Below are 20,432 nucleotides of genomic sequence, written 5' to 3' on the forward strand. Positions count from 1 at the left end.
AGTTGCGATATCTGAATCGACTATGGAGATGGTACCCAGCGAAGTCCGGATGGACAAATGGTTGTGGGCGGTTCGTCTGTTCAAGACGCGATCGCTGGCCATTCAGGCCTGCAACAATGGTCGGGTTTCCCTCCAGGGCGTGGCCGTGAAGCCCTCCCGTTCCGCTCGCGTAGGCGATGTGATCACCGTTTCCATGGAAGGGTTATCCCGCACGGTGCGGGTGCTGCGACCCATTGAGCGGCGGGTTGCGGCCAGCGTGGTGCCCGAATGCCTGGAAGACCTGACGCCCGCTGAGGAGTATCAGCGGGCTCGGGAAGTTCGCGCCGCTGGTAGCGGCTTCAGCCCCAGGGCCAAAGGCGAGGGCCGTCCCACGAAGCGAGATCGTCGGGCGATGGATCGGCTGGATTCTTCTAGCGATTAAGCCTTGGGCTTCAGCTGCGGAAACAGGATGACATCGCGGATGCTTTCCTGTCCGAGCAGCATCATGCAGAGGCGGTCAATCCCCAATCCCATGCCCCCGGCCGGCGGCATGCCGTGCTCCAGAGCCTGGAGGAAATCCTCATCGAGCTTCTGTTGCTCACCCCCGGCCTGGTGTTCCAGCCGTTCGCGTTGTTCGATCGGGTCGTTCTGTTCGGTGTAGGCTGGCGCAATCTCCTGGCCGTTGATGCAGCACTCGAAGACCTCGACGGTCGTCGGATCGTCCGGAGAAAGCTTGGCCAGCGGCACCAATTCCTTGGGGAGATGGGTGACAAAGGTGGGCTGGATGAGCGTTGGCTCGATCAGTTTTTCGAACACCGCTCCAGTGATTTCAAAATCCTCGTGGTCTTTGCCGATCTCAGCGCCTAATGAAATGGCGCGTTCGCGGCGTTCGGCGGGGGTGACGTCAAACCAGTCGGCCCCTGCCTTTTCTCGAACGAGATCCTTGTAGGTCACCCGGCGCCATGGCGGGGTAAGGTCGATCGTTTTGGTGACCGCTCCGCTGGCATCCTTGTGCTCGATCTTGTAGCCCCCTTGGAGTTTGTCGGCGACTTGACAGATCATCGACTGCACCAACTCCATCATCGACTCATAGTCACCGAAAGCCTCGTAGGCTTCGAGCATGGTGAATTCGGGGTTATGGCGTCGGGACAAGCCCTCGTTCCGGAAGTTCCGTCCGATCTCGAAAACTCGGTCCATACCGCCGACGAGCAGGCGTTTCAGGTAGAGTTCCAAGGCGATCCGCAGGTAAAACTGGCAGCCCAGGGCATTGTGGTGGGTGACGAAGGGTTGTGCGGCGGCGCCTCCCGGGATGGCTTGCATCATGGGCGTCTCGACTTCGACAAATCCGCGTGAGTGCAAAAAGCTACGGATTTCGCGAATGATCAAACTTCGGTGGAGAAACACCTGTTTGACCGGATCGTTCGCCATCAGATCGAGATAGCGTTGCCGGTAGCGCACCTCCGTGTCCTCGAGTCCGTAGTATTGGGAGGGAGGGGGACGCAGAGCCTTGGAAAGCACGGTGAAACTGTCGCATTTGACGGAGATTTCTCCCGTCTTGGTGGTGAAAAGAGTGCCCTTGACGCCAATGATATCCGCGAGGTCCAGGAGTTTGAAGAGTTCCCACTGTGCGTCGCCGAGCGCCTGTTTTTGGACATACACCTGAATTCGGCCCGATTGGTCGCGCAGGTTTACAAAGTGGCTTTTACCCATGTCGCGGTGGGCGATAATGCGGCCAGAGACAGCTACCGCGCGTCCTTCGACATAGTTTTCGCGGGCCGCCGAGCAACTCTCCGAGGGGGTGAACTTGTTCTTGAAAGGGTTGACTCCAGCGGCCTGCATGGCCGCGAGCTTGGCTTTTCGCTGATCAATCAGTGAATCGGTCTGTGGTTCCATAAAGAAAACGGATAACGAACGCGACCCTCATCAAACCATGGGGGACCGATGGTGTCCAAGTATTTGCGGAGGGCGGTTCTGGTGGTGGGTGTGCGTGATCATTTCCGGGTGAGGCTTGGGCTTTAGGGGGCCCCTGGTGGTTGATGCCCCTGGAAATGCTGGATTCTGTAATGTTGCGACCAGGGGAACGTCCTTTCCGCCTCGGGCGTAACTCCATGCGCAGAACGATCACTCGGTTCGCCGTTGGATCGTTCGGCGCCTGACCCAGAAATAATCACGCCCTTCGCTGTTAGGACCGCTGGAAAAGCGGAGGGGCGCCCCGAATCTCAGGCAAACCTGTGACTGCCTTGAGAAAAATATGAGTTTTGTTAATGAACTACATCAATAGGAAGAATTTGCCTAGAATGTGGGGATTGGCCTATGAAAGCAGGGGCGTTTGCGGTGGTCGGGGGCCAAGGGAGACCGGAACCGGATTTCGATCATCCACAATTAGTTAAAAACCCGTTGACACCTCCGCCTAGCTTTCATAGCTTTTGCGGCCAGTCATTGGGCCGAACCGGTGTGACGTGCAGCTCCACTAGCCTTTGAGAAAAAGGGTCGGGGTTGCGGCTTTTTATTCTTTGGAAGAAAGCAGCGTCAGTCGAGGTAAGTTGGCGTCTGATTGTGGGTGAGCGCCCATGTAGCTCAGTTGGTAGAGCACGTCCTTGGTAAGGACGAGGTCATCAGTTCAATCCTGATCATGGGCTCCAGACTATTTAATTAGAGAAACAAACGATAACGTAAACATCAGAGAACAGGAGACAGCATGGCAAAAGAAAATTTCCAACGGACGAAGCCGCACATGAACGTTGGCACGATTGGGCACGTCGATCATGGTAAGTCGACCCTGACTGCTGCTATCGTCGAAGTGCAGCACCGCAAGGGTATGGCCCCGCCCATCAGCTATGCTGAAATCACCAAAGGTGGAACGGTTCGTGATGATACGAAGACCGTGACCATCGCTGTCTCCCACGTGGAATACGACAGCAATTCCCGCCATTACGCGCACATTGACTGCCCTGGACACGCTGATTATGTCAAAAACATGATCACCGGTGCCGCTCAGATGGACGGTGCGATTCTGGTGGTGAGCGCGGCGGACGGTCCGATGCCTCAGACCCGTGAGCATATCCTGCTCGCTCGTCAGGTCGGTGTTCCGGCGATTGTGGTGTTCCTGAACAAGGTTGACTTGGTGGATGATCCGGAGTTGCTGGATCTGGTCGAGATGGAAATCCGCGACCTGCTCAACAAGTATCAATTTCCGGGCGACAAGACCCCGGTGGTTCGTGGTAGCGCCACCGCGGCGATTGCAGCCAAGCCTGAAGGTGAGAAGGCGATCCAGGAGTTGTTGGACGCGATCGACGCTTTCATTCCGCTGCCGACTCGCGAGGTCGACAAGCCCTTCCTGATGTGCATCGAAGACGTGTTCAACATTGAAGGTCGTGGAACCGTGGTGACCGGCCGTGTGGAACGTGGCGAGCTGAACAAGATGACGGAAGTTGAAATCGTTGGGTTGAAAGACACCCGCAAAACGACCGCGACTGACATCGAAATGTTCCGCAAGCTGCTCGACAAGGCGAGCGCCGGCGATAACGTGGGTATTCTCCTGCGTGGAACGAAGAAGGAAGATGTGGAGCGGGGTATGGTTCTCGCCAAGCCCGGCAGCATCACGCCGCACACTCAGTTCAAAGCTGAAGTGTATGTTCTCTCGAAGGAAGAGGGTGGTCGTCACACTCCGTTCTTCACGAACTACCGTCCGCAGTTCTACTTCCGCACCAGCGATGTGACTGGAAGTGTGATCTTGCCTGCTGGCGTTGAAATGGTTATGCCTGGTGACAACGTTGCGGTCGAGGTGACTCTGATCGTGCCTGTCGCGATGGAAAAAGGTCAGCGCTTCGCGATTCGTGAAGGCGGTCGCACCATTGGTGCCGGTCGTATTTCCGAAGTCGTTAAGTAAGTTAACTCTTTGCGTGTTTGCCAGGGGAGTTTATCTCCTCTGGCAACTATTTGCGGGCGACGCGCGAAAGACTTTAGGTTAGGGCGTTAGCTCAATTGGTAGAGTAGCGGTCTCCAAAACCGTTGGTTGGGGGTTCAAGTCCCTCACGCCCTGCCAGCTTTGTGTGGTCGGAGGGGTGGCAGAGTGGTCTATCGCGGCGGTCTTGAAAACCGCTATCTCTTAACCGGGATCGGGGGTTCGAATCCCTCCCCCTCCGCCAGAGCGGCGGCTGAGAGGTTCGCCGACTGGCGCGTGCGCTAGTGGGATGTTCTAGAAGGTTCGAGCTCGAACGCTGGGTGTGAGGGTCTCGAGGGTGATGCAGTGTCGGTGGTTCAAGTCGAAGATTTTGCGTGAACGACTATACTAAATTTGGAATCGGCCTGGCCGTGGTGGCAGTGATCTTCGGCATCCTGTGGCGGATGGGTTATCTGCTGCGTCTGACGAGATACGTTCAGGACACCAAAGAAGAGCTCAAGAAGTGCACTTGGCCAACGGTCGATGAACTGAAGGGTTCTACGGCGGTGGTCATGATCACGATCCTGCTGCTCGGCCTCTTCATTGTGAGCGTTGACTTTTTGATCACCGTCGTGGTCAACGTTCTCACCAACATCAACAAGACCGCCTAGTTTGCGGAGTTCAATTACTCGCATGCGTAGCCAGTGGTTCGTCATTCATACGTTGGCCGGTCAGGAACAGAAGGTTAAGGACAGCCTCGAAAAGCGGGTCAAAGCCGAGGAGATGTCCGAATTCATTCACGAAGTCCTGGTTCCGATGGAACGCGTTGCCGAGGTTCGCAACGGCAAAAAGACGGTCACGAACCGAAAGCTCTACCCGGGTTACGTCTTCGTCGACATGGTTCTGTTGGATGAGGGCAACCGGATCATTGAGAAGCCCTGGTATTTTATCCGCGAGACTCAAGGCATCATCGGCTTTGTGGGCGGGGAGCGTCCGACGCCCACTCCGGGCGACGAGATCGAATCGATCAAAGCTCAGATCTCCGAGTCGGAGGATCAGGAGAAGCCCAAGGTTGCGTTCAACGTGGGCGAGACGGTCAAGATCAACGACGGGCCCTTCCTCAACTTTAGCGGTGTGATCGAAGAAATTGACCCGGACAAGGGCAAGTTGAAGGTCACGGTGAACATTTTCGGCCGGAATACTCCGGTTGAGCTGGAATACTGGCAGGTGGAGAAGGCCTAAGCGGGCCTAAATCGCTGGCCGCAATATCGGGTAAGGCGACGAGAAATTTCGAAGAGAAAACTTAGTTATGGCAAAGAAGAAAGTTGGTGAAATTAGGTTGCAGATCGCGGCAGGTCAGGCCAATCCGGCTCCTCCCGTCGGTCCTGCGCTGGGTCAGCATGGCGTGAACATCATGGCCTTTTGCAAAGAGTTCAACGCGGTGACCAAAGGCGATGCCGGCTTGGTCATCCCGGTCGTGATCTCGGTGTATCAGGACAAATCCTTCACCTTCATCACCAAGTCTCCGCCCGCCTCCATTTTGCTGAAGAAAGCGGCTGGTGTTGCCTCCGGGTCCAAGGTTCCGAACAAGGACAAGGTTGGCAAAGTGACTCGTAAGCAGATCATGGACATCGTCAAGATGAAGGCCAAGGATCTGAACGCGGCGAGCGACGAGGCCGCTTTTCGCTTGATTTCGGGTACTGCCCGCAGCATGGGCATCGAAGTCATTCCCTGATTTAGTCCGTCCCAAAAAGCGGGAGAGCCAACGCTCGTATGCACCGCCTATAAAACATGCCAAGTAAACGATACAAAAAAGCACTTAGCCTGGTCGACAAGACCAAGCCGCAGGCCTTGAAGGCCGCGGTGGAAACACTCGCCAAGCTCCCGAAGGCGAAGTTCAACGAAACAGTCGAACTATCCATGCGTTTAGGGGTGGATCCCCGTCAGTCGGACCAGATGGTTCGTGGCACGGTTCCATTGCCTCATGGCAGCGGCAAGACCGTCCGCGTGCTGGTGTTCGCCAAGAGCGGCCAGGCCGCCGATGCCGCCACTGCGGCCGGAGCTGAGCATGTTGGATTTGATGAGTTGATCAAGAAGTGCAATGAGGGATGGTGCGATTTCGACGTCGCGATTGCGACGCCTGAGGCCATGACCGAAGTTCGTAAGCTGGGTAAGGTGCTCGGACCTCGAGGTCTGATGCCGAATCCGAAGACGGGCACCGTCACGGACGACACCGCCAAAGCGGTGAAGGAAGTCAAAGCCGGCCGTGTCGAGTTCAAAACCGACAAGAGCGGCAATGTTCACGTTCCCGTTGGCAAGCTGTCCTTCACTCCCAAGCAGCTGGAAGAAAACGCCCGCACCGTCCTCGAGACGCTCTACAAAGCGCGACCGGCGAGCGTCAAGGGCATCTTTGTCCTCAGCTGCACGCTGTCGGCCACCATGAGCCCTGGCATCCGGATCGATACCAAAGAGTTCATCTCGGCAGCATAAACAGAAACCCTAAAATACCTTTTACTCCATGCGTGCTGAGAAACAAAACATCAGTTCGGAATACGTCGCCCGGTTGGGGAAGTCTCCTTTCTTCTTCGTGGTAGACTACACCGGTTTGAAGGTCGCGCCCTTGACCGAGCTCCGCAAGCGCCTGCGCGGCGCTGGTGCTGAGATTCATATCGTCAAGAACTCCATCTTCCGGATCGCAGCCAAGGACTCTGGGGTCGCTGATCTGGGAAGCACCCTCACGGGCCAGACGGCCGTGATCACGGGCCAGAAGGATGCGGCGGCGGCAGCCAAGATCCTCAAGACCTTTGCTTCGGAGTTTGAAAAGCCCAAGTTGAAATTCGGGTTCCTCGCGAACCAGCGAATGGAGGCGGCGGCCATCAACATCCTGGCAGATCTGCCTTCCCTCGACGTGTTGCGGGCCAAGCTGCTCGGGCTTATCAATACCCCTGCCACGAGCCTGGTGCGCATCATCAATACGCCGGCGAGTCAGCTGGCTCAGGTCATCAAGGCCAAGTCCGAGAAAGCTTAATCGGATCGGTTTTGGACTGGTAACAATTTCCTCCGGACGATGTCCGTCTGGGGAATCATCAAGAACAACAAAGTAAATCGTCGGTTTGCGGGCCGCAGGCTGAAAACCTTCATGGCCGTGAAGGACGACGAGACTGAAAGGAACTATGTCGGATATCGCATCGATCGTTGATCAGTTGAGCAAGTTGACCGTGGTAGAAGCCGCGGATTTGGTTAAGCAACTCGAAGCCGCCTGGGGTGTTAGCGCCGCGGCTCCTGTGGCTGTTGCAGCTGCCGGTGGTGCTACTGGCGCCGCCGCTCCCGCTGCTGAAGCCCAGACCACGTTCGACGTGATCGTGGCGTCTGTGCCGGCTGATAAGAAGATCGCCGTCATCAAAGTGGTTCGCGAGGTCAAGGCCGGACTGGGATTGGCGGAAGCCAAGGCTCTGGTTGAAGGCGCTCCGAAGCCCGTGCTCGAAGGTGCTAGCAAAGCCGATGCTGATTCTGCCAAGAAGAAGCTCGAAGAAGCTGGTGCCAAAGTTGAGTTGAAGTAATTACCGTTCTCAAGCGTCGGGACGATGAGCGGACTCGTCGTCCCGACGCCATCTCCATTTTCGGAGCGCGATTACGCTCCAAGAGACCGCAAAATTGAACAGTCAGAGCCGATTAGATTGGCAAGTATTCCGGGAGAAAAACCGGGACGCTTGCCTTATGTCGTTGAATAAAACCAGAGTCCGGCCGGTTTCCGGACGATGATGAGGACCAAAAATGCCATCGAAAGCAACTGAGCGTATCAACTTCGGGAAGATCAAAGAAATCATTGCCCCGCCGAATCTTATCGAATTGCAAACGACTTCGTACAAGGAGTTCTTGCAGTTGGATATCTCGGCGTCCAAACGGAAGAATACCGGGCTGGAAGCGGTTTTTACGGAAGTGTTTCCGATTGAGAGCTACGATGGTAAATGCGTGCTGCAGTATGACAGTTACGAGATTGGTGAACCTAAGCAAGATTGGCTCGAGTGCCTGCGCGAGGGAATCACGTTTGGCGCACCACTTTACGTCACGTTCCGGCTGAAGGAGGAGAAGGGCACCAAGGAAGAAAAGGTGTTCATGGGTGAGCTGCCTTTGATGACCCCCCAAGGCACCTTCGTCATCAACGGTGCTGAGCGGGTGATTGTCAGCCAGTTGCATCGCTCCCCTGGTCTCGCATTTGAGGAGACCATTCATCCGAACGGCAAGAAGCTGCATTCTTTCCGTATCATCCCCGACCGCGGCTCCTGGTATGAGGCGCAGTTCGACACCAGCGACATGTTGTATGTCTATCTGGATCGGAAGAAGCGCCGCCGCAAGTTCCTTACAACCACTTTCTTCCGCGCTCTCGGTTACAGCACGGATGCGGAGATTCTCCAGTTGTTCTACGAGATCGAAGAGCTTTCGATCAAGGAAGCGGAGAAGTTGGACGACCTGCAGAACAAGGTTTTGATCGAGGACGCCGTCGACCCTGACAAGGGCCTGGTGGTGGCGCGCGCTTTCGAGCCGCTGTCGAAGGCCGTGGTGAAGCAGATCGGTGATCTGGGAACCAATAAGATTCGGGTCGTGGACACCACCTCTGACGATGGCATCATCATCAAGTGTCTGAAGAAAGATCCGACCCGGAACGAAGAAGAGGCTCTCAAGGATATTTATCGCCGTCTCCGGCCTGGGGATCCGCCGACTGCCGCCAACGCCCGGGCGCTCATCAAGCGGTTGTTCTTTGATCCGAAGCGATACGACCTCGGTCGTGTCGGTCGGTACAAGATCAATCAAAAGCTCGGATTCGACGACAAGAATGATTCCCGCATCCTGACCAAGGAAGATCTGGTCGCCGCGACCAAGTATCTTCTGAAGCTGAAGCGCTCGGAAGGTTCGCTCGACGATATCGACCATTTGGGCAGCCGCCGGGTTCGTACTGTGGGCGAGTTGCTGGCAAACCAGTGCCGTGTCGGTCTGGCCCGCACCGAGCGTTTGGTCAAGGAGCGCATGACGCTGTTTGATCAGAGCCTGGAGCAGATGACTCCGCAGAAGCTGATCAACCCGAAAGCTCTTTCGGCGGTCATCCGCGACTTCTTCGGCCGAAGTCAGCTGTCGCAGTTCATGGATCAGATCAACCCGTTGGCGGAGTTGACGCACAAGCGTCGGCTCTCGGCCCTCGGACCTGGCGGTCTCTCCCGAGATCGTGCTGGCTTTGAGGTCCGTGACGTCCATCCGTCCCACTACGGCCGTATTTGTCCGATCGAGACGCCTGAAGGACCTAACATCGGTCTGATCGCTTCGTTGGCGACCTTTGCCCGGGTGAACGATTTCGGGTTCCTCGAAACGCCCTACCGCAAGGTCGAAAACGGCCGGGTCACCGGCCAGATCGATTATCTGACAGCGGACCGAGAAGAGAACTACACGGTTGCGCAGGCGAACGCCCAGATTGACGAGAAAGGCAACTTTACCACTGCCAGGGTGACCTGCCGTTGCAAAGGTGACTTCGTCGACGTCGAGCCGAAGAAGGTCGACTACATGGATGTCTCGCCCAAGCAGCTCGTATCGGTAGCCGCTTCGCTGATCCCGTTCTTGGAACACGACGATGCGAACCGCGCATTGATGGGTTCCAACATGCAACGCCAGGCGGTTCCTTTGTTGATCACCGAAGCTCCCTTTGTGGCGACGGGCCTCGAGGAGCGCGTGGCTCGCGATTCCCGCGCGGTGCTGGTTGCCGAGGAAGCTGGTAAAGTTGCCTCCGTCAACGGAAACTCCATTATCATCACCGAGGACGGCAAGCTTCCCGAGGGCAAGAAGAAGATCAAGACCGACGCCAGTGCCGGCGTCCATGTCTATCCTGTTCGTAAGTTCATGCGTTCCAACGCCGCTACCTGCATCAACCAGAAGATTCTGGTCGAGAAGGGTGCTTCGGTTAAGAAGGGTCAAGTTCTGGCCGATGGTCCGTGCACGGAGAAGGGCGAGCTGGCCCTGGGACGGAATGTGCTCTGCGCATTCATGCCTTGGAACGGCTACAACTTCGAGGACGCCATCCTGATCAGCGAGCGGATTGTGAAGGAAGACATCTTCACCTCCATCCACATCGATGAATTCGAAGTGGGCGCTCGTGACACCAAGCTGGGGCCCGAAGAAATCACGCGCGACATCCCGAATTTGGGCGACGAAGCGCTGAAGAACCTCGGACCCGACGGCGTGATCCGTGTTGGCGCGGAAGTGAAGCCGGGCGACATCCTGGTGGGTAAGATCACTCCGAAGAGCGAGACTGAACTGGCTCCGGAAGAGCGTCTCTTGCGCGCTATCTTCGGTGAGAAGGCAGCGGACGTTAAGGACACCTCCTTGAAGGTTCCGTCGGGCACCTATGGCATCGTCATGGATGTCAAAGTTTCCTCCAAGAAGGAGCGCGATCTCGACAAGGATCGCCTCTCTCCGGCCGAGGCTAAGAAGGCGAGCAAGCAGCTGCAGGACGACCATAAGGGCAAGATCGAGGATCTGCGCGAGCAGTTGACTGAAGCCCTGAGCAACATCCTGTTGGGTGAGAAGATCCCGCTGGATGTCGTGAACTCCGAGACGGGTGAGATCATCATCCCGGCCAACCGCAAGATCACCAAGACCCTCCTGCGCAAGCTGGCTCAGGTCTACGATCGTATCGAGATCGATCCCTCGCCGATCCGCAACAAGATCAACGAGATCATCGGCACCTTTAAAAAGAAGTTCGATGAGCTTCAGATGCAGATGGATGAGGAGATGGAGCGGGTTGAATCCGGCGACGAAATCGACGTTGGAATCATCAAGCAGGTGAAGGTTTATATCGCCTCGAAGCGGAAGCTTTCGGTGGGTGATAAGATGGCCGGTCGTCACGGTAACAAGGGTGTTGTTGCCAAGATTGTGCCGGAAGAGGACATGCCGTTCCTCGAGGACGGCACTCCGGTGGAGATCGTCTTGAATCCGCTGGGCGTGCCCTCGCGCATGAACGTTGGACAGGTCTTGGAGACGCACTTGGGCTGGGCTGCCAAGATGCTCGGCATGAAATTTGCCACTCCGGTGTTCGACGGCATGAAGGAAAAGGACATCCGCAGTTACCTGAAGGACGCCAAGCTTCCTGAGCACGGCAAAGTCAGGCTCTATGACGGACGTATCGGGGAGCAGTTCGACCAGGAAATCGTGGTGGGTTACATCTACTTGATGAAGCTGGGCCACTTGGTCGCGGACAAGATCCACGCTCGAGCCGTCGGACCCTACTCGCTCGTCACGCAGCAGCCGCTGGGTGGTAAGGCGCAGTACGGCGGACAGCGCTTCGGGGAAATGGAAGTGTGGGCCATGGAAGCTTATGGAGCGGCATACATGCTCCAGGAGTTGCTCACCGTCAAATCGGACGACGTGCAAGGGCGCACGCGTATCTATGAGAGCATTGTCAAGGGTGACAATGCGCTCGAAGCAGGCATCCCTGAGTCCTTCAACGTTCTGGTGAAGGAAATGCAATCTCTGGGATTGGATGTGCGAGTGGGTTATTCGAACCCAATTGATACCCCGCCTCAGCCGGCGCAGCTGCCCAGCTGAGACGAAACCCGAAAACTTAGGCGCCAAAACCGTCCTGTTAGCTCCATACTATGATGAACTCCAACAGAGAGTCTGTCCGTGAACTGATCGGCTTGGATAAAGTAAACCAAGTCGACCATGTCGCCATCTCCGTTGCTTCGCCGGATTCGATCCGATCCTGGTCGAAGGGCGAGGTGAAGAATCCGGAAACCATCAATTACCGCACGTTCAAGCCCGAGAAGGGCGGCTTGTTCTGCGAGCGCATCTTCGGTCCTGTAAAGGATTGGGAATGCTCCTGCGGCAAGTACAAGCGCATTAAACACAAGGGTGTTGTCTGCGATCGTTGTGGTGTCGAAGTCACTCTTGCCCGCGTCCGGCGCGAGCGGATGGGCCATATCGAATTGGCGGTGCCGGTCTCGCACATCTGGTTCTTCAAGTGCATGCCTTCCCGCATCGGCCTCGTGCTCGATGTCACGGCTCGTAACTTGGAACGCGTGATCTACTACGAGGATTACCTCGTGATTGATCCCGGAGCCACGCCGCTCAAGCTCCATCAGCTCCTGAGCGAGCATGAGTATCGCGAAGCCCGCGAAACCTACGGCGCTGACTCGTTCACTGCCAAGATGGGTGCCGAAGCCGTTCGTGACGCCTTGGGTCGGGTTGACCTGGCTGCTGCGATCACGCATCTGCAGCAGGCGATGACCGAAACGAAGAGCAAGCAGATCCGCAAGAAGATCTCCAAGCGGATCAAACTGCTCCAAGCATTCCTGGCGCACAAGGTCCGCCCTGAGTGGATGATCCTCACGGTTCTGCCCGTGATTCCTCCTGACCTCCGTCCGTTGGTGCCGCTCGAAGGTGGACGGTTTGCTACGTCTGACCTGAACGATCTGTATCGCCGGGTCATCAATCGTAACAACCGCTTGAAGAACCTGCTCCAGCTGAAGACCCCTGAGGTCATCATCCGGAACGAGAAGCGCATGCTTCAGGAAGCGGTCGACGCCTTGTTCGACAACGGTCGTCATGGCCGCGCTGTCACGGGCGCTGGCAACCGGGCGCTCAAGTCGCTGTCCGACATGCTCAAGGGCAAGAGCGGACGCTTCCGTCAGAACTTGCTCGGTAAGCGTGTCGATTACTCCGGCCGTTCCGTCATCGTCATCGGACCTGAGCTCAAGCTCAACCAATGCGGTCTGCCGAAGAAGATGGCTCTGGTGCTGTTCGAGCCGTTCATCATTCGCCGCCTGAAGGAACTCGGTTACGTTCATACCGTTCGCTCAGCCAAGAAGATGATCGAACGTCAGTCGCCCGAAGTTTGGGACATCCTGGAAGAAGTGACCAAGGGGCATCCGGTTCTGTTGAACCGAGCTCCGACTCTCCATCGTTTGTCCATCCAGGCTTTCGAGCCCGTGTTGATCGAAGGCGAAGCCATCCGGATTCATCCGCTGGTTTGCACCGCTTACAACGCGGACTTCGACGGTGACCAGATGGCTGTGCACGTCCCGCTGTCCGTCGAGGCTCAGATGGAAGCCCGCCTCTTGATGATGGCGCCGCTGAACATCTTCAGCCCGTCGAGCGGAAAGCCGATCATGACGCCGACCCAGGACATTCCCCTGGGCTGTTACTATCTGACCGCTGAGCCCCGCAAGGTCCGCAAGGACGGCGACCGGCTCATGCTGTTCGCCAACAAGAGCGAGGTTATCTTCGCGCACATGGACGGTGCCGTGGTCACCCACGATCGCATCCGGATGTGCAATCCCGACATCGGCCGCAAGACTGAGTTCGGCGACATGAACAAGCGGGTCATCGAAACGACCGTCGGCCGCGTCATCTTCAGCGAGATCTGGCCGGAGGAGCTCGGTTTCCCGAACAAGGTCATCAGCAAGTCTCAGCTGGGCGACGTTATCTGGCGTTGCTACAAGGTCTGCGGTCACGAGAAGACGGTCATCGCCCTGGACAAGCTCAAGGAGTTCGGCTTCCGGGAAGCGACTCGCGCCGGAATTTCGATCGGAATTGATGACATGATCATTCCGAAAGAGAAGAACCAGGAGATCGAGGTTGCGCAGAAGGAAATTGCGAACGTTGAGAAGCAGTACCGCCAGGGTCTTATCACTCCGGGTGAGCGCTACAACAAGATCATCGATATCTGGACCCAGGCGACCGATCATATCGCGAACGTCATGCTCCGCACCCTGGAGCACAACCAGGGCAAGAAGGAGTACAACCCGGTCCATCTGATGGTGGACTCCGGCGCTCGTGGTAACCGCCAGCAGGTTCGTCAGTTGGCCGGTGTTCGCGGACTGATGGCCAAGCCCTCCGGCGACATCATCGAGAAGCCCATTCTCTCGAACTTCCGTGAAGGTCTGACCGTTTTGGAGTATTTCATCTCCACTCACGGTGCCCGTAAGGGTCTGGCCGATACGGCGCTCAAGACCGCTGACTCCGGTTATATGACCCGTAAGCTGGTCGATGTGGCGCAGGACGTGATCGTGACGATCGACGACTGCAATACTTCCAACGGCATCTGGGTGCAGGCGATCTACGAAGGTGAAGACGAAGTCGTCAAACTCAGCGAGCGCCTGGTGGGACGTTACTCCTGCGATGACATCATCGATCCGAGCAACCCCAAATCCTTCCTGGTGCGGGCGAACGAGGAAATCGACGAGATCAAGGCGAAGGCCATCGACAGTTCTGGCGTGGACAAGATGAAGATCCGGTCTGTGCTGACCTGCGAATCCAAGCAGGGCATCTGCATCTACTGCTACGGCCGTAACCTGGCAACCGCCAGCCTGGTCAAGCGTGGTGAAGCTGTCGGCATCATCGCCGCCCAGTCGATCGGTGAGCCGGGAACCCAGCTCACGATGCGTACGTTCCACATCGGTGGAACGGCGACCAGCGGATTCAAGCAGCCCACCATCAAGCCGAAGCATGACGGCGTTATCCAATACGTCGATCTGCGCACGGTTGAACTCGAAGATGGCAATCACGTCGTTCTGAACAAGAACGGTTCCGTGGTCGTTTTGAACGAGGATGGCCGTGAGCTGGAAAACCACACGCTGGTCATCGGGTCTGTTATCTCCGTTCCGAACGGAGGCCGGGTCAAGAAGGGCGAGCCGATCGTCCAATGGGATCCCTACAACGTCCCGATTATCGCTGAGAAGCCGGGTCGCATTAAGTTCCATGACATCATCGAGGGAGTGACGATGAAGCAGGAACTGGATGAGACGACGAGCCAAGAGGCGATGGTTATCATCGAGCACAAGGAAGATCTGCATCCGCAGATTAACATCTTGGACGAAGATGACGAGCCGATCGCTAGCTATCCGATTCCGGCTGGCGCGCACATCGTTGTGAAGGAAGGTGGCGAATCCGTGGCCGGTCAGGTCATGGCGAAGACGCCCCGTAAGACTTCCAAGACGAAGGACATCACCGGTGGTCTTCCGCGTGTCGCCGAGCTCTTCGAAGCTCGCCGTCCGAAGGATGCCGCCGAGATTTCGAAGATCGACGGCATCGTCGACTTCGGCCCGAGCGTTCGTGGCAAGCGCTGCATCTTGATCAAAGATCCTCAGACCAACGTCGAGGAGGAGCATCTGATCGCGATCGGCAAGCACGTCATTGTGTTCAAGGGCGACTTTGTGCGCAAGGGACAGCAGCTCACGGAAGGTCCGATCGATCCGCATGAGATCCTGGACATCAATGGACCGCAGGAGCTTCAGGAGCATTTGGTCAACGAAGTGCAGGAAGTCTATCGTCTGCAAGGTGTGACGATTAACGACAAGCACATCGAGATCATCGTGCGCCAGATGCTGCGCAAGGTCCGCATCACGGAGCCGGGAGATACCGGGTTCCTGTGGGGCGAACAGATTGAGAAGTCGGAGTTTGAAGAAGAGAACGCTCGGGTGGAGAAGATGGGTGGTAAGCCCTCTGAAGCCCAGCCGGTGTTGCTTGGAATCACCAAGGCCTCCTTGGAGACCGAGAGCTTCCTCAGCGCCGCTTCCTTCCAGGACACGACTCGTGTCCTGACCGAGGCAGCGACGACCTGCCGAGTCGACTATCTGCGCGGCTTCAAGGAAAACGTGATCATGGGTCACATCATTCCGGCTGGCTCCGGATTCAACGACCACCGTGAGGTCAAGCTGAAGCCGATGGTTGAGCTCGAGGAATTGCCTCCGTTGATCGAGGAGGTACCTCCGGTTCCGCCGCAGGCAGGCGCGCCGGCCGCCGAGGCGCACGGCGTGCTTAGCTGATCGAGGTCCATCAGACCTCGAGTTTTTCGGGGCGGCGCGCTCCCTCGCGCCGCCCTTATTCAGCGAATAATCTAATGGGAAAACGCCTCGCGCTCACAAGGTTCGAGGCGTTTTTGTTTATGAGTAGTGAGTAGTTTGAACGGATATTGAGGATCATTTATGGAAGCCCCAAAGCAACCAGTCGAACGGAAGACCCTGGACCAGCGAGAACAGATGGATGAGTTGCAGCGCATCCGGCACTCCTGCGCGCATATTCTTGCCACCGCGGTCCTTCGGCTGTGGCCGGACGCTCTGCTCGACATTGGCCCGCCCACGGACGAGGGTTTCTACTACGACTTTGATCTCAAGAGCCATCGGTTCGCCCCGGAGGACTTCACGCGCATCGAGGAGGAGATGAAGAAGGTGGTGAAGGAGAACCAAGTCTTCCAGAAGCTCGCGAAGACCCGCGAGGAAGCCAAAGCCTACTTCGAGGAGAAGGGGCAGAATTTCAAGGTGGAGCGGCTGGCGGACATTCCGGAGGGAGAAGCCATCTCTTTCTACCAGAACGGCGAATTTGTGGATCTGTGCGCGGGGCCGCACGTCATGCGGACGGGCAACGTGAAAGCGTTCAAGTTGCTCCGGGTCGCTGCCGCCTACTATCGGGGCAATGAAAAGAACCCGCAGCTTCAGCGCATTTACGGGACCGCGTTCAAGGGCAAGGAGGAGCTCGAAAACTGGCTCAAGCAGCAGGAAGAGGCACGCCGACGGGACCATCGCAAGATCGGCAAGGATATGGGCCTCTTCACGTTTGACGACGACATCGGGCCCGGTCTCGTGCTTTGGATGCCTAAAGGCGGGGTGCTGGTGGAGGAGTTGGAGAAGCTCGCTAAGGAGACCGAGTTTGAGGCGGGCTACGTGCGTGTTCGGACTCCGCACATTGCCAAGGAGAGCATGTACATCAAGTCAGGGCATCTTCCGATGTATGCGGAATCGATGTTCCCACCGATCGAGATGAAGGAATCTCCGGGGGACCTCAATGCCACGAAGTACTATCTTAAGCCCATGAACTGCCCGGGGCATCATAAGATCTTCGCTGCCGAGCCGCGCAGCTACCGGGATCTGCCCTTGCGGTTGGCTGAGTACGGTTGCTGCTATCGTTATGAGCAGAGCGGGGAGTTGATGGGCCTGATGCGGGTGCGCGCCCTCCAGATGAATGACGCCCACATCTATTGCACTCGGGAGCAGTTTGCTCAGGAGTTTCGCGCCGTGAACGAGATGTATCTGAAGTATTTCAAACTCTTCGGGTTTGAGAAATATCTGATGCGTTTCAGCACTCACGATCCCTCCAAGCTCGGTCAGAAGTTTGTGGATGAACCGGAGCTTTGGAAGGAGACCGAGGACATGGTTCGCGATGTTCTCAACGAGTCGAAGATCAATTACATTGAGGTTGCCAACGAGGCTGCGTTCTACGGCCCGAAGATCGACGTTCAGGTCTGGAGCGTGAGCGGTCGGGAGTTCACCATTGCGACCAATCAGGTTGATTTCGCGGTTCCCAAGCGGTTCGGGCTGACCTACAAGACCCGCGACAATACCGACGCCACTCCGCTGTGCATTCACCGCGCCCCGTTGGGCACACATGAGCGGTTCATCGGCTTCTTGATCGAACACTACGCTGGAAACTTTCCGCTCTGGCTGGCGCCCGAGCAGGTGCGCGTGCTGACGATTGGCGATGAGCCGTCGTTGGTGGAATACGCGCAAGCCATCGTGACCCAGCTGCGGGCCGCACATGTGCGAGTCGATCTGGATTTCGGGACGGATAAAATCAACGGCAAAATTCTTCGCGCGGAAGAATCTAAGGTTCACACCATGCTGGTGATTGGTGGGCGCGAAAAGGATGCGAACGCCGTTGCGCTTCGCCTGCACGGCAAGGGAAGTCAGGGCGTGAAGCCTCGCGACGAGGTGGTGGCCGACATCGTTGCCGCCATCAAGGAGCGTCGGAGCTGAGCCGTTTCTGACGGGTTGGGGTGGGCTTAGGACCGTGACCGAGGCAACTTATGCCTCGTGATGATGCCGTCCTGATCGAGAAGCGCGAACTCTCCGCGCGAGCCGAGGGGCAGGGCTGCGATGATCGTTCGGTCCGCGGTCGTCCAGTGCATGAGCTGGGTTCCGCCTTCGGCGTCGACGCGCAACACGCGTCCCTCCTCCCCCGCGTGAATCAGTACGAGTCCGCGGCCGAGCAGAGCCACCAAAGGCTTTGGCGTGGCTTCGTCCAGTGCGCCGCAGGTCAGCGGCGGGCCGGGAGAATGGTAAAAGACTCCCTGATCGAGAGCTGCGATGATGGTGGGCTTGACCGTGGACTCGTCCAGGAGCAAGCGATGGACTTTGCTGGGCAACTCGTGGCCTTCCCAGGTGCCTCGGTGGCTGAGGATCAGCAAGCGGTTGCCGAGGCTGACTGCCGCCACATTCTTACCCGCCGCCAGGCACGCTCCGAGGGATGCACTGGGGACGTCGCTGGCCAGGAGAGGTTCGCTGATGTCCCAGCTTCTGATCAGTGTGCCGTCAAACTGATGGTGGAACACGGTGGCCGAGGAACGAGCGAGTTCCAGGCTCCAGACTCCTTCGGAGGTGCAGCATACCGGGTGACCTCGGGATCCCAACCATCCCGGGGTCAAGAGTTCCGCTGCTTCCGGGAAATCTGGGGAAGCGACTGGAAAACGGATCGGCCCGCTGGTTTGGCCCTGGGGCAGTCGGAAGAGGACTTCGCTTCCGTCGGGCGGGATTGGCTCGAAGAGGAGTCCGGTGGTGTCTCGCTTTGGTGATGCGGCCACCTCAAGCGTTTGTACCAACCCGCTCCAGGACGCCCGGATCATCACCCAGTGCATCCCTTTGGCGCCGAGCCCGTAGAATCCTGAACCGGCTGGCTTGAAACTCAGCCATCGGACCCCGCTCGGGAGCACCAGGTTTTCCGCGCCCGCCTTCCCCGTGGTTCCGGTCGGGCCGCTCTGAGTATCCTCCTGATGGGAGCCGGATTTGCTGCCGAGGTTGGCTGGATGCCTTCGGCAGTTGACATAGTGGTTGGCATCCCGGCAGAGGAGCCGGTCACCAGGTGTCAATTCGCAGAGATAACTGGCGAGCCGTGAAAGGGTGCGCAGCGGCAATCGCGGTTCCTGCAGGCGTCGGGATATGGCGATATGGCAGAGATTGGCGGTCGCCTTGCGCACCTGGGGATCCGGGTGTCGTCGCGCCTGTTGGATGAGGATTTCGAGAAAGCCATCCTGTTTCCAGAAAGCCCCGCGAGCCTGCTCTATCCTCCCAAGAAACCCGATGGTCTCTCCATGATGGCCGCGTCTCGACCACAGTTCGAGCAGGGCGTGCAGGCAGGGTATGGACTGCGGGGAGTCGGGCCAGCCAACTTGCAGCTCCGTTGCGGCCTCTTCCGGCAAGTCCAGCTTTTCGTCCAGCAAGCGGGCTGCTTCGAGGTGATCTTCGGCCAAGCGGTGGTCTGCCACCATCGTGATCCAAATCTTCCTCGCCGCGGCGATATCCCCGCGTTTCTCATGGACCCTGGCGGCATCCGCCTTGGCGTCGATCCGCTCGTAGAGTTCCAGAGCTTCCGGCAAGAGTTCCCCTTCCTCGAGGCAATGGGCTGCTGCCATCGTGTTCTGCATGCGCTCTTCATAGAGCACAGCCGCTTCCCGGAAGTGCTTTCCTTGCTTCAAGGCATCGGCAGCCGATGCCAAATCCCCCAGCAGATGGGCGAAAATGTAGGCGGCACGACGAAAATTCCGCAGGGAGAGTTCTCGGTTGGCCAGTTCACAGTAGGCTCGTCTGAGTCTGGCCTGCAGATCTGCGGGAGCTTCCCAAAAGTCGGCTGGCTCTCCTCCCAGCCGCTGAGGGTCAAAGTCGGGATTTCTGGTTCCGAGACGGGATCCCGGCTTCGCGCGGCCGCGATGCGGCAGGTGGGTGAGCGGGATGGCGTGTCGGAGTCCCGACTCCGGATCGCGCTCCAGTTGGTTCAGCAAACGGTGCAACTCCAGGTCGCGTTCCTTCCGCAGGTTCTGGCTTTCCTCGCCGAATCGGCGCGTTGCCCACTGAGTCAACGGATTGACCCACTCCTTCGCGACTGATTCCTGCGGTAACTGAGAAGCTACCCCTTGAATGCTTTGGGCTATCATGTCCTTCAACTGATCGGTGAAGGATCGCCCATCGGCTCGGAGTTCTTCCGGGCCGGGAGGAAGCTCGTGGGCCGGCCGTGTGCCAATCAAGTCGACCGCATCACCGAACAGATCCTGCAGTCGCGGTGGCGACTGCAGCGTGATGTGCGTGAGGTCGGAGTGCAGTCGAACGCCGAGTCGAGCGCCGCTCCATTCAGCGGCCTGGGCATCGGGGCTCACCAGCAGATCCCAAACGTGAAGCGGCTTCGTGTGGGCGAAACGGCTTGCTCCAAGCGTTGGATGGAGGAACACGAGATCGTCGCCGCAGAGCGCATCGGCCTCGGCTGGAGCCAGGGGAGGATATAGCTCAGCGTCGGCTGGAACACACAGTCTCTTGCCGAGCCAGGAACACGCGAATCCCGAAGGTAGGGCCTGGGGCCTTTTCCCTGGGGCGGGAATGATGAGCACGCCGGCGGCCCCGGGGTCCGATGCCGAGGAGGGCACCACATGGAGCAGGGTGTCGGCCTCCGCCAAGCCGCATCTAGCGAGCTCGGCGAGCCACCGTTCTGTCTGAGAACCGGGAAGGAACCAAGCCTCCGCCGAGCGCAGGGTTCTTTCCGACATTCT

At 57.7% G+C, this 20,432-nt stretch carries 13 protein-coding genes and 3 tRNA genes; 14 read left to right on the forward strand and 2 right to left on the reverse strand.

Annotated elements, in window-relative coordinates:
* Positions 1–22: 22 nt before the first annotated feature.
* The gene (locus JNN07_22675) at positions 23–421 is read left to right on the forward strand and encodes an RNA-binding S4 domain-containing protein (protein ID MBL9170557.1); all 399 of its coding nucleotides are present in this window, start codon (positions 23–25) and stop codon (positions 419–421) included.
* On the opposite strand, the gene lysS is transcribed toward JNN07_22675, so the two are convergent.
* A complete protein-coding gene (lysS, locus tag JNN07_22680; GenBank protein MBL9170558.1) occupies positions 418–1,872 on the reverse strand; it encodes a lysine--tRNA ligase in 1,455 nt (484 codons plus the stop codon). The genes JNN07_22675 and lysS overlap by 4 nt on opposite strands.
* Before the next feature lie 673 nt (positions 1,873–2,545).
* On the opposite strand from lysS, the gene JNN07_22685 reads away from it, so the two are divergent.
* The 13 genes from JNN07_22685 to JNN07_22745 all read left to right on the forward strand — a co-directional run bounded on the left by JNN07_22685 (position 2,546) and on the right by JNN07_22745 (position 17,655).
* Positions 2,546–2,621, forward strand: a tRNA-Thr gene (locus JNN07_22685).
* Between the two features lie 56 nt (positions 2,622–2,677).
* Positions 2,678–3,868: an elongation factor Tu gene (gene tuf / locus JNN07_22690; protein MBL9170559.1), complete on the forward strand. Its 1,191-nt coding sequence runs from the start codon at positions 2,678–2,680 to the stop codon at positions 3,866–3,868.
* An 80-nt stretch (positions 3,869–3,948) separates the two neighbouring features.
* Positions 3,949–4,024, forward strand: a tRNA-Trp gene (locus JNN07_22695).
* 13 nt (positions 4,025–4,037) lie between these two features.
* Positions 4,038–4,127 (forward strand) — tRNA-Ser (locus JNN07_22700).
* 199 nt (positions 4,128–4,326) lie between these two features.
* Entirely contained in the window at positions 4,327–4,533 is a 207-nt protein-coding gene (secE, locus tag JNN07_22705) for a preprotein translocase subunit SecE (GenBank protein MBL9170560.1), read from the forward strand.
* Between the two features lie 22 nt (positions 4,534–4,555).
* Complete coding sequence (gene nusG / locus JNN07_22710) at positions 4,556–5,104, forward strand: transcription termination/antitermination factor NusG (protein ID MBL9170561.1); 549 nt, start codon at positions 4,556–4,558, stop codon at positions 5,102–5,104.
* A gap of 67 nt (positions 5,105–5,171) precedes the next feature.
* Positions 5,172–5,597 carry a 50S ribosomal protein L11 gene (rplK, locus tag JNN07_22715; GenBank protein ID MBL9170562.1) on the forward strand — a complete coding sequence of 142 codons (426 nt, stop codon included), beginning with the start codon at positions 5,172–5,174 and terminating at the stop codon, positions 5,595–5,597.
* Positions 5,598–5,653: 56 nt separating this feature from the next.
* On the forward strand, positions 5,654–6,352 hold the full coding sequence (locus JNN07_22720) for a 50S ribosomal protein L1 (protein ID MBL9170563.1): 699 nt from the start codon (positions 5,654–5,656) through the stop codon (positions 6,350–6,352).
* 28 nt (positions 6,353–6,380) lie between these two features.
* Positions 6,381–6,890, forward strand: coding sequence for a 50S ribosomal protein L10 (locus JNN07_22725; GenBank protein ID MBL9170564.1), 510 nt, complete (start codon positions 6,381–6,383; stop codon positions 6,888–6,890).
* Positions 6,891–7,035: 145 nt separating this feature from the next.
* The gene (rplL, locus tag JNN07_22730; protein ID MBL9170565.1) at positions 7,036–7,422 is read left to right on the forward strand and encodes a 50S ribosomal protein L7/L12; all 387 of its coding nucleotides are present in this window, start codon (positions 7,036–7,038) and stop codon (positions 7,420–7,422) included.
* A 214-nt stretch (positions 7,423–7,636) separates the two neighbouring features.
* Positions 7,637–11,452 (forward strand): DNA-directed RNA polymerase subunit beta, encoded by a 3,816-nt coding sequence (rpoB, locus tag JNN07_22735; GenBank protein MBL9170566.1) that lies wholly within the window; start codon positions 7,637–7,639, stop codon positions 11,450–11,452.
* Positions 11,453–11,505: 53 nt separating this feature from the next.
* Entirely contained in the window at positions 11,506–15,672 is a 4,167-nt protein-coding gene (gene rpoC / locus JNN07_22740; GenBank protein ID MBL9170567.1) for a DNA-directed RNA polymerase subunit beta', read from the forward strand.
* 159 nt (positions 15,673–15,831) lie between these two features.
* Positions 15,832–17,655 carry a threonine--tRNA ligase gene (locus JNN07_22745; GenBank protein ID MBL9170568.1) on the forward strand — a complete coding sequence of 608 codons (1,824 nt, stop codon included), beginning with the start codon at positions 15,832–15,834 and terminating at the stop codon, positions 17,653–17,655.
* Between the two features lie 26 nt (positions 17,656–17,681).
* On the opposite strand, the gene JNN07_22750 is transcribed toward JNN07_22745, so the two are convergent.
* Positions 17,682–20,429, reverse strand: a complete 2,748-nt coding sequence (locus tag JNN07_22750; protein MBL9170569.1) for a tetratricopeptide repeat protein — start codon at positions 20,427–20,429, stop codon at positions 17,682–17,684.
* Between the last annotated feature and the right edge of the window lie 3 nt (positions 20,430–20,432).

It is taken from the genome of Verrucomicrobiales bacterium (genome assembly GCA_016793885.1).
Taxonomy (GTDB): domain Bacteria; phylum Verrucomicrobiota; class Verrucomicrobiia; order Limisphaerales; family UBA11320; genus UBA11320.

What these genes read in the sequence shown, in the direction of transcription:
- JNN07_22675 (MBL9170557.1), top strand. Translation starts at nt 23, where the DNA reads ATGGAGATGGTACCCAGCGAAGTCCGGATGGACAAATGGTTGTGGGCG.
- lysS (MBL9170558.1), bottom strand. Translation starts at nt 1,872, where the DNA reads ATGGAACCACAGACCGATTCACTGATTGATCAGCGAAAAGCCAAGCTC.
- tuf (MBL9170559.1), top strand. Translation starts at nt 2,678, where the DNA reads ATGGCAAAAGAAAATTTCCAACGGACGAAGCCGCACATGAACGTTGGC.
- secE (MBL9170560.1), top strand. Translation starts at nt 4,327, where the DNA reads ATGGGTTATCTGCTGCGTCTGACGAGATACGTTCAGGACACCAAAGAA.
- nusG (MBL9170561.1), top strand. Translation starts at nt 4,556, where the DNA reads ATGCGTAGCCAGTGGTTCGTCATTCATACGTTGGCCGGTCAGGAACAG.
- rplK (MBL9170562.1), top strand. Translation starts at nt 5,172, where the DNA reads ATGGCAAAGAAGAAAGTTGGTGAAATTAGGTTGCAGATCGCGGCAGGT.
- JNN07_22720 (MBL9170563.1), top strand. Translation starts at nt 5,654, where the DNA reads ATGCCAAGTAAACGATACAAAAAAGCACTTAGCCTGGTCGACAAGACC.
- JNN07_22725 (MBL9170564.1), top strand. Translation starts at nt 6,381, where the DNA reads ATGCGTGCTGAGAAACAAAACATCAGTTCGGAATACGTCGCCCGGTTG.
- rplL (MBL9170565.1), top strand. Translation starts at nt 7,036, where the DNA reads ATGTCGGATATCGCATCGATCGTTGATCAGTTGAGCAAGTTGACCGTG.
- rpoB (MBL9170566.1), top strand. Translation starts at nt 7,637, where the DNA reads ATGCCATCGAAAGCAACTGAGCGTATCAACTTCGGGAAGATCAAAGAA.
- rpoC (MBL9170567.1), top strand. Translation starts at nt 11,506, where the DNA reads ATGAACTCCAACAGAGAGTCTGTCCGTGAACTGATCGGCTTGGATAAA.
- JNN07_22745 (MBL9170568.1), top strand. Translation starts at nt 15,832, where the DNA reads ATGGAAGCCCCAAAGCAACCAGTCGAACGGAAGACCCTGGACCAGCGA.
- JNN07_22750 (MBL9170569.1), bottom strand. Translation starts at nt 20,429, where the DNA reads ATGTCGGAAAGAACCCTGCGCTCGGCGGAGGCTTGGTTCCTTCCCGGT.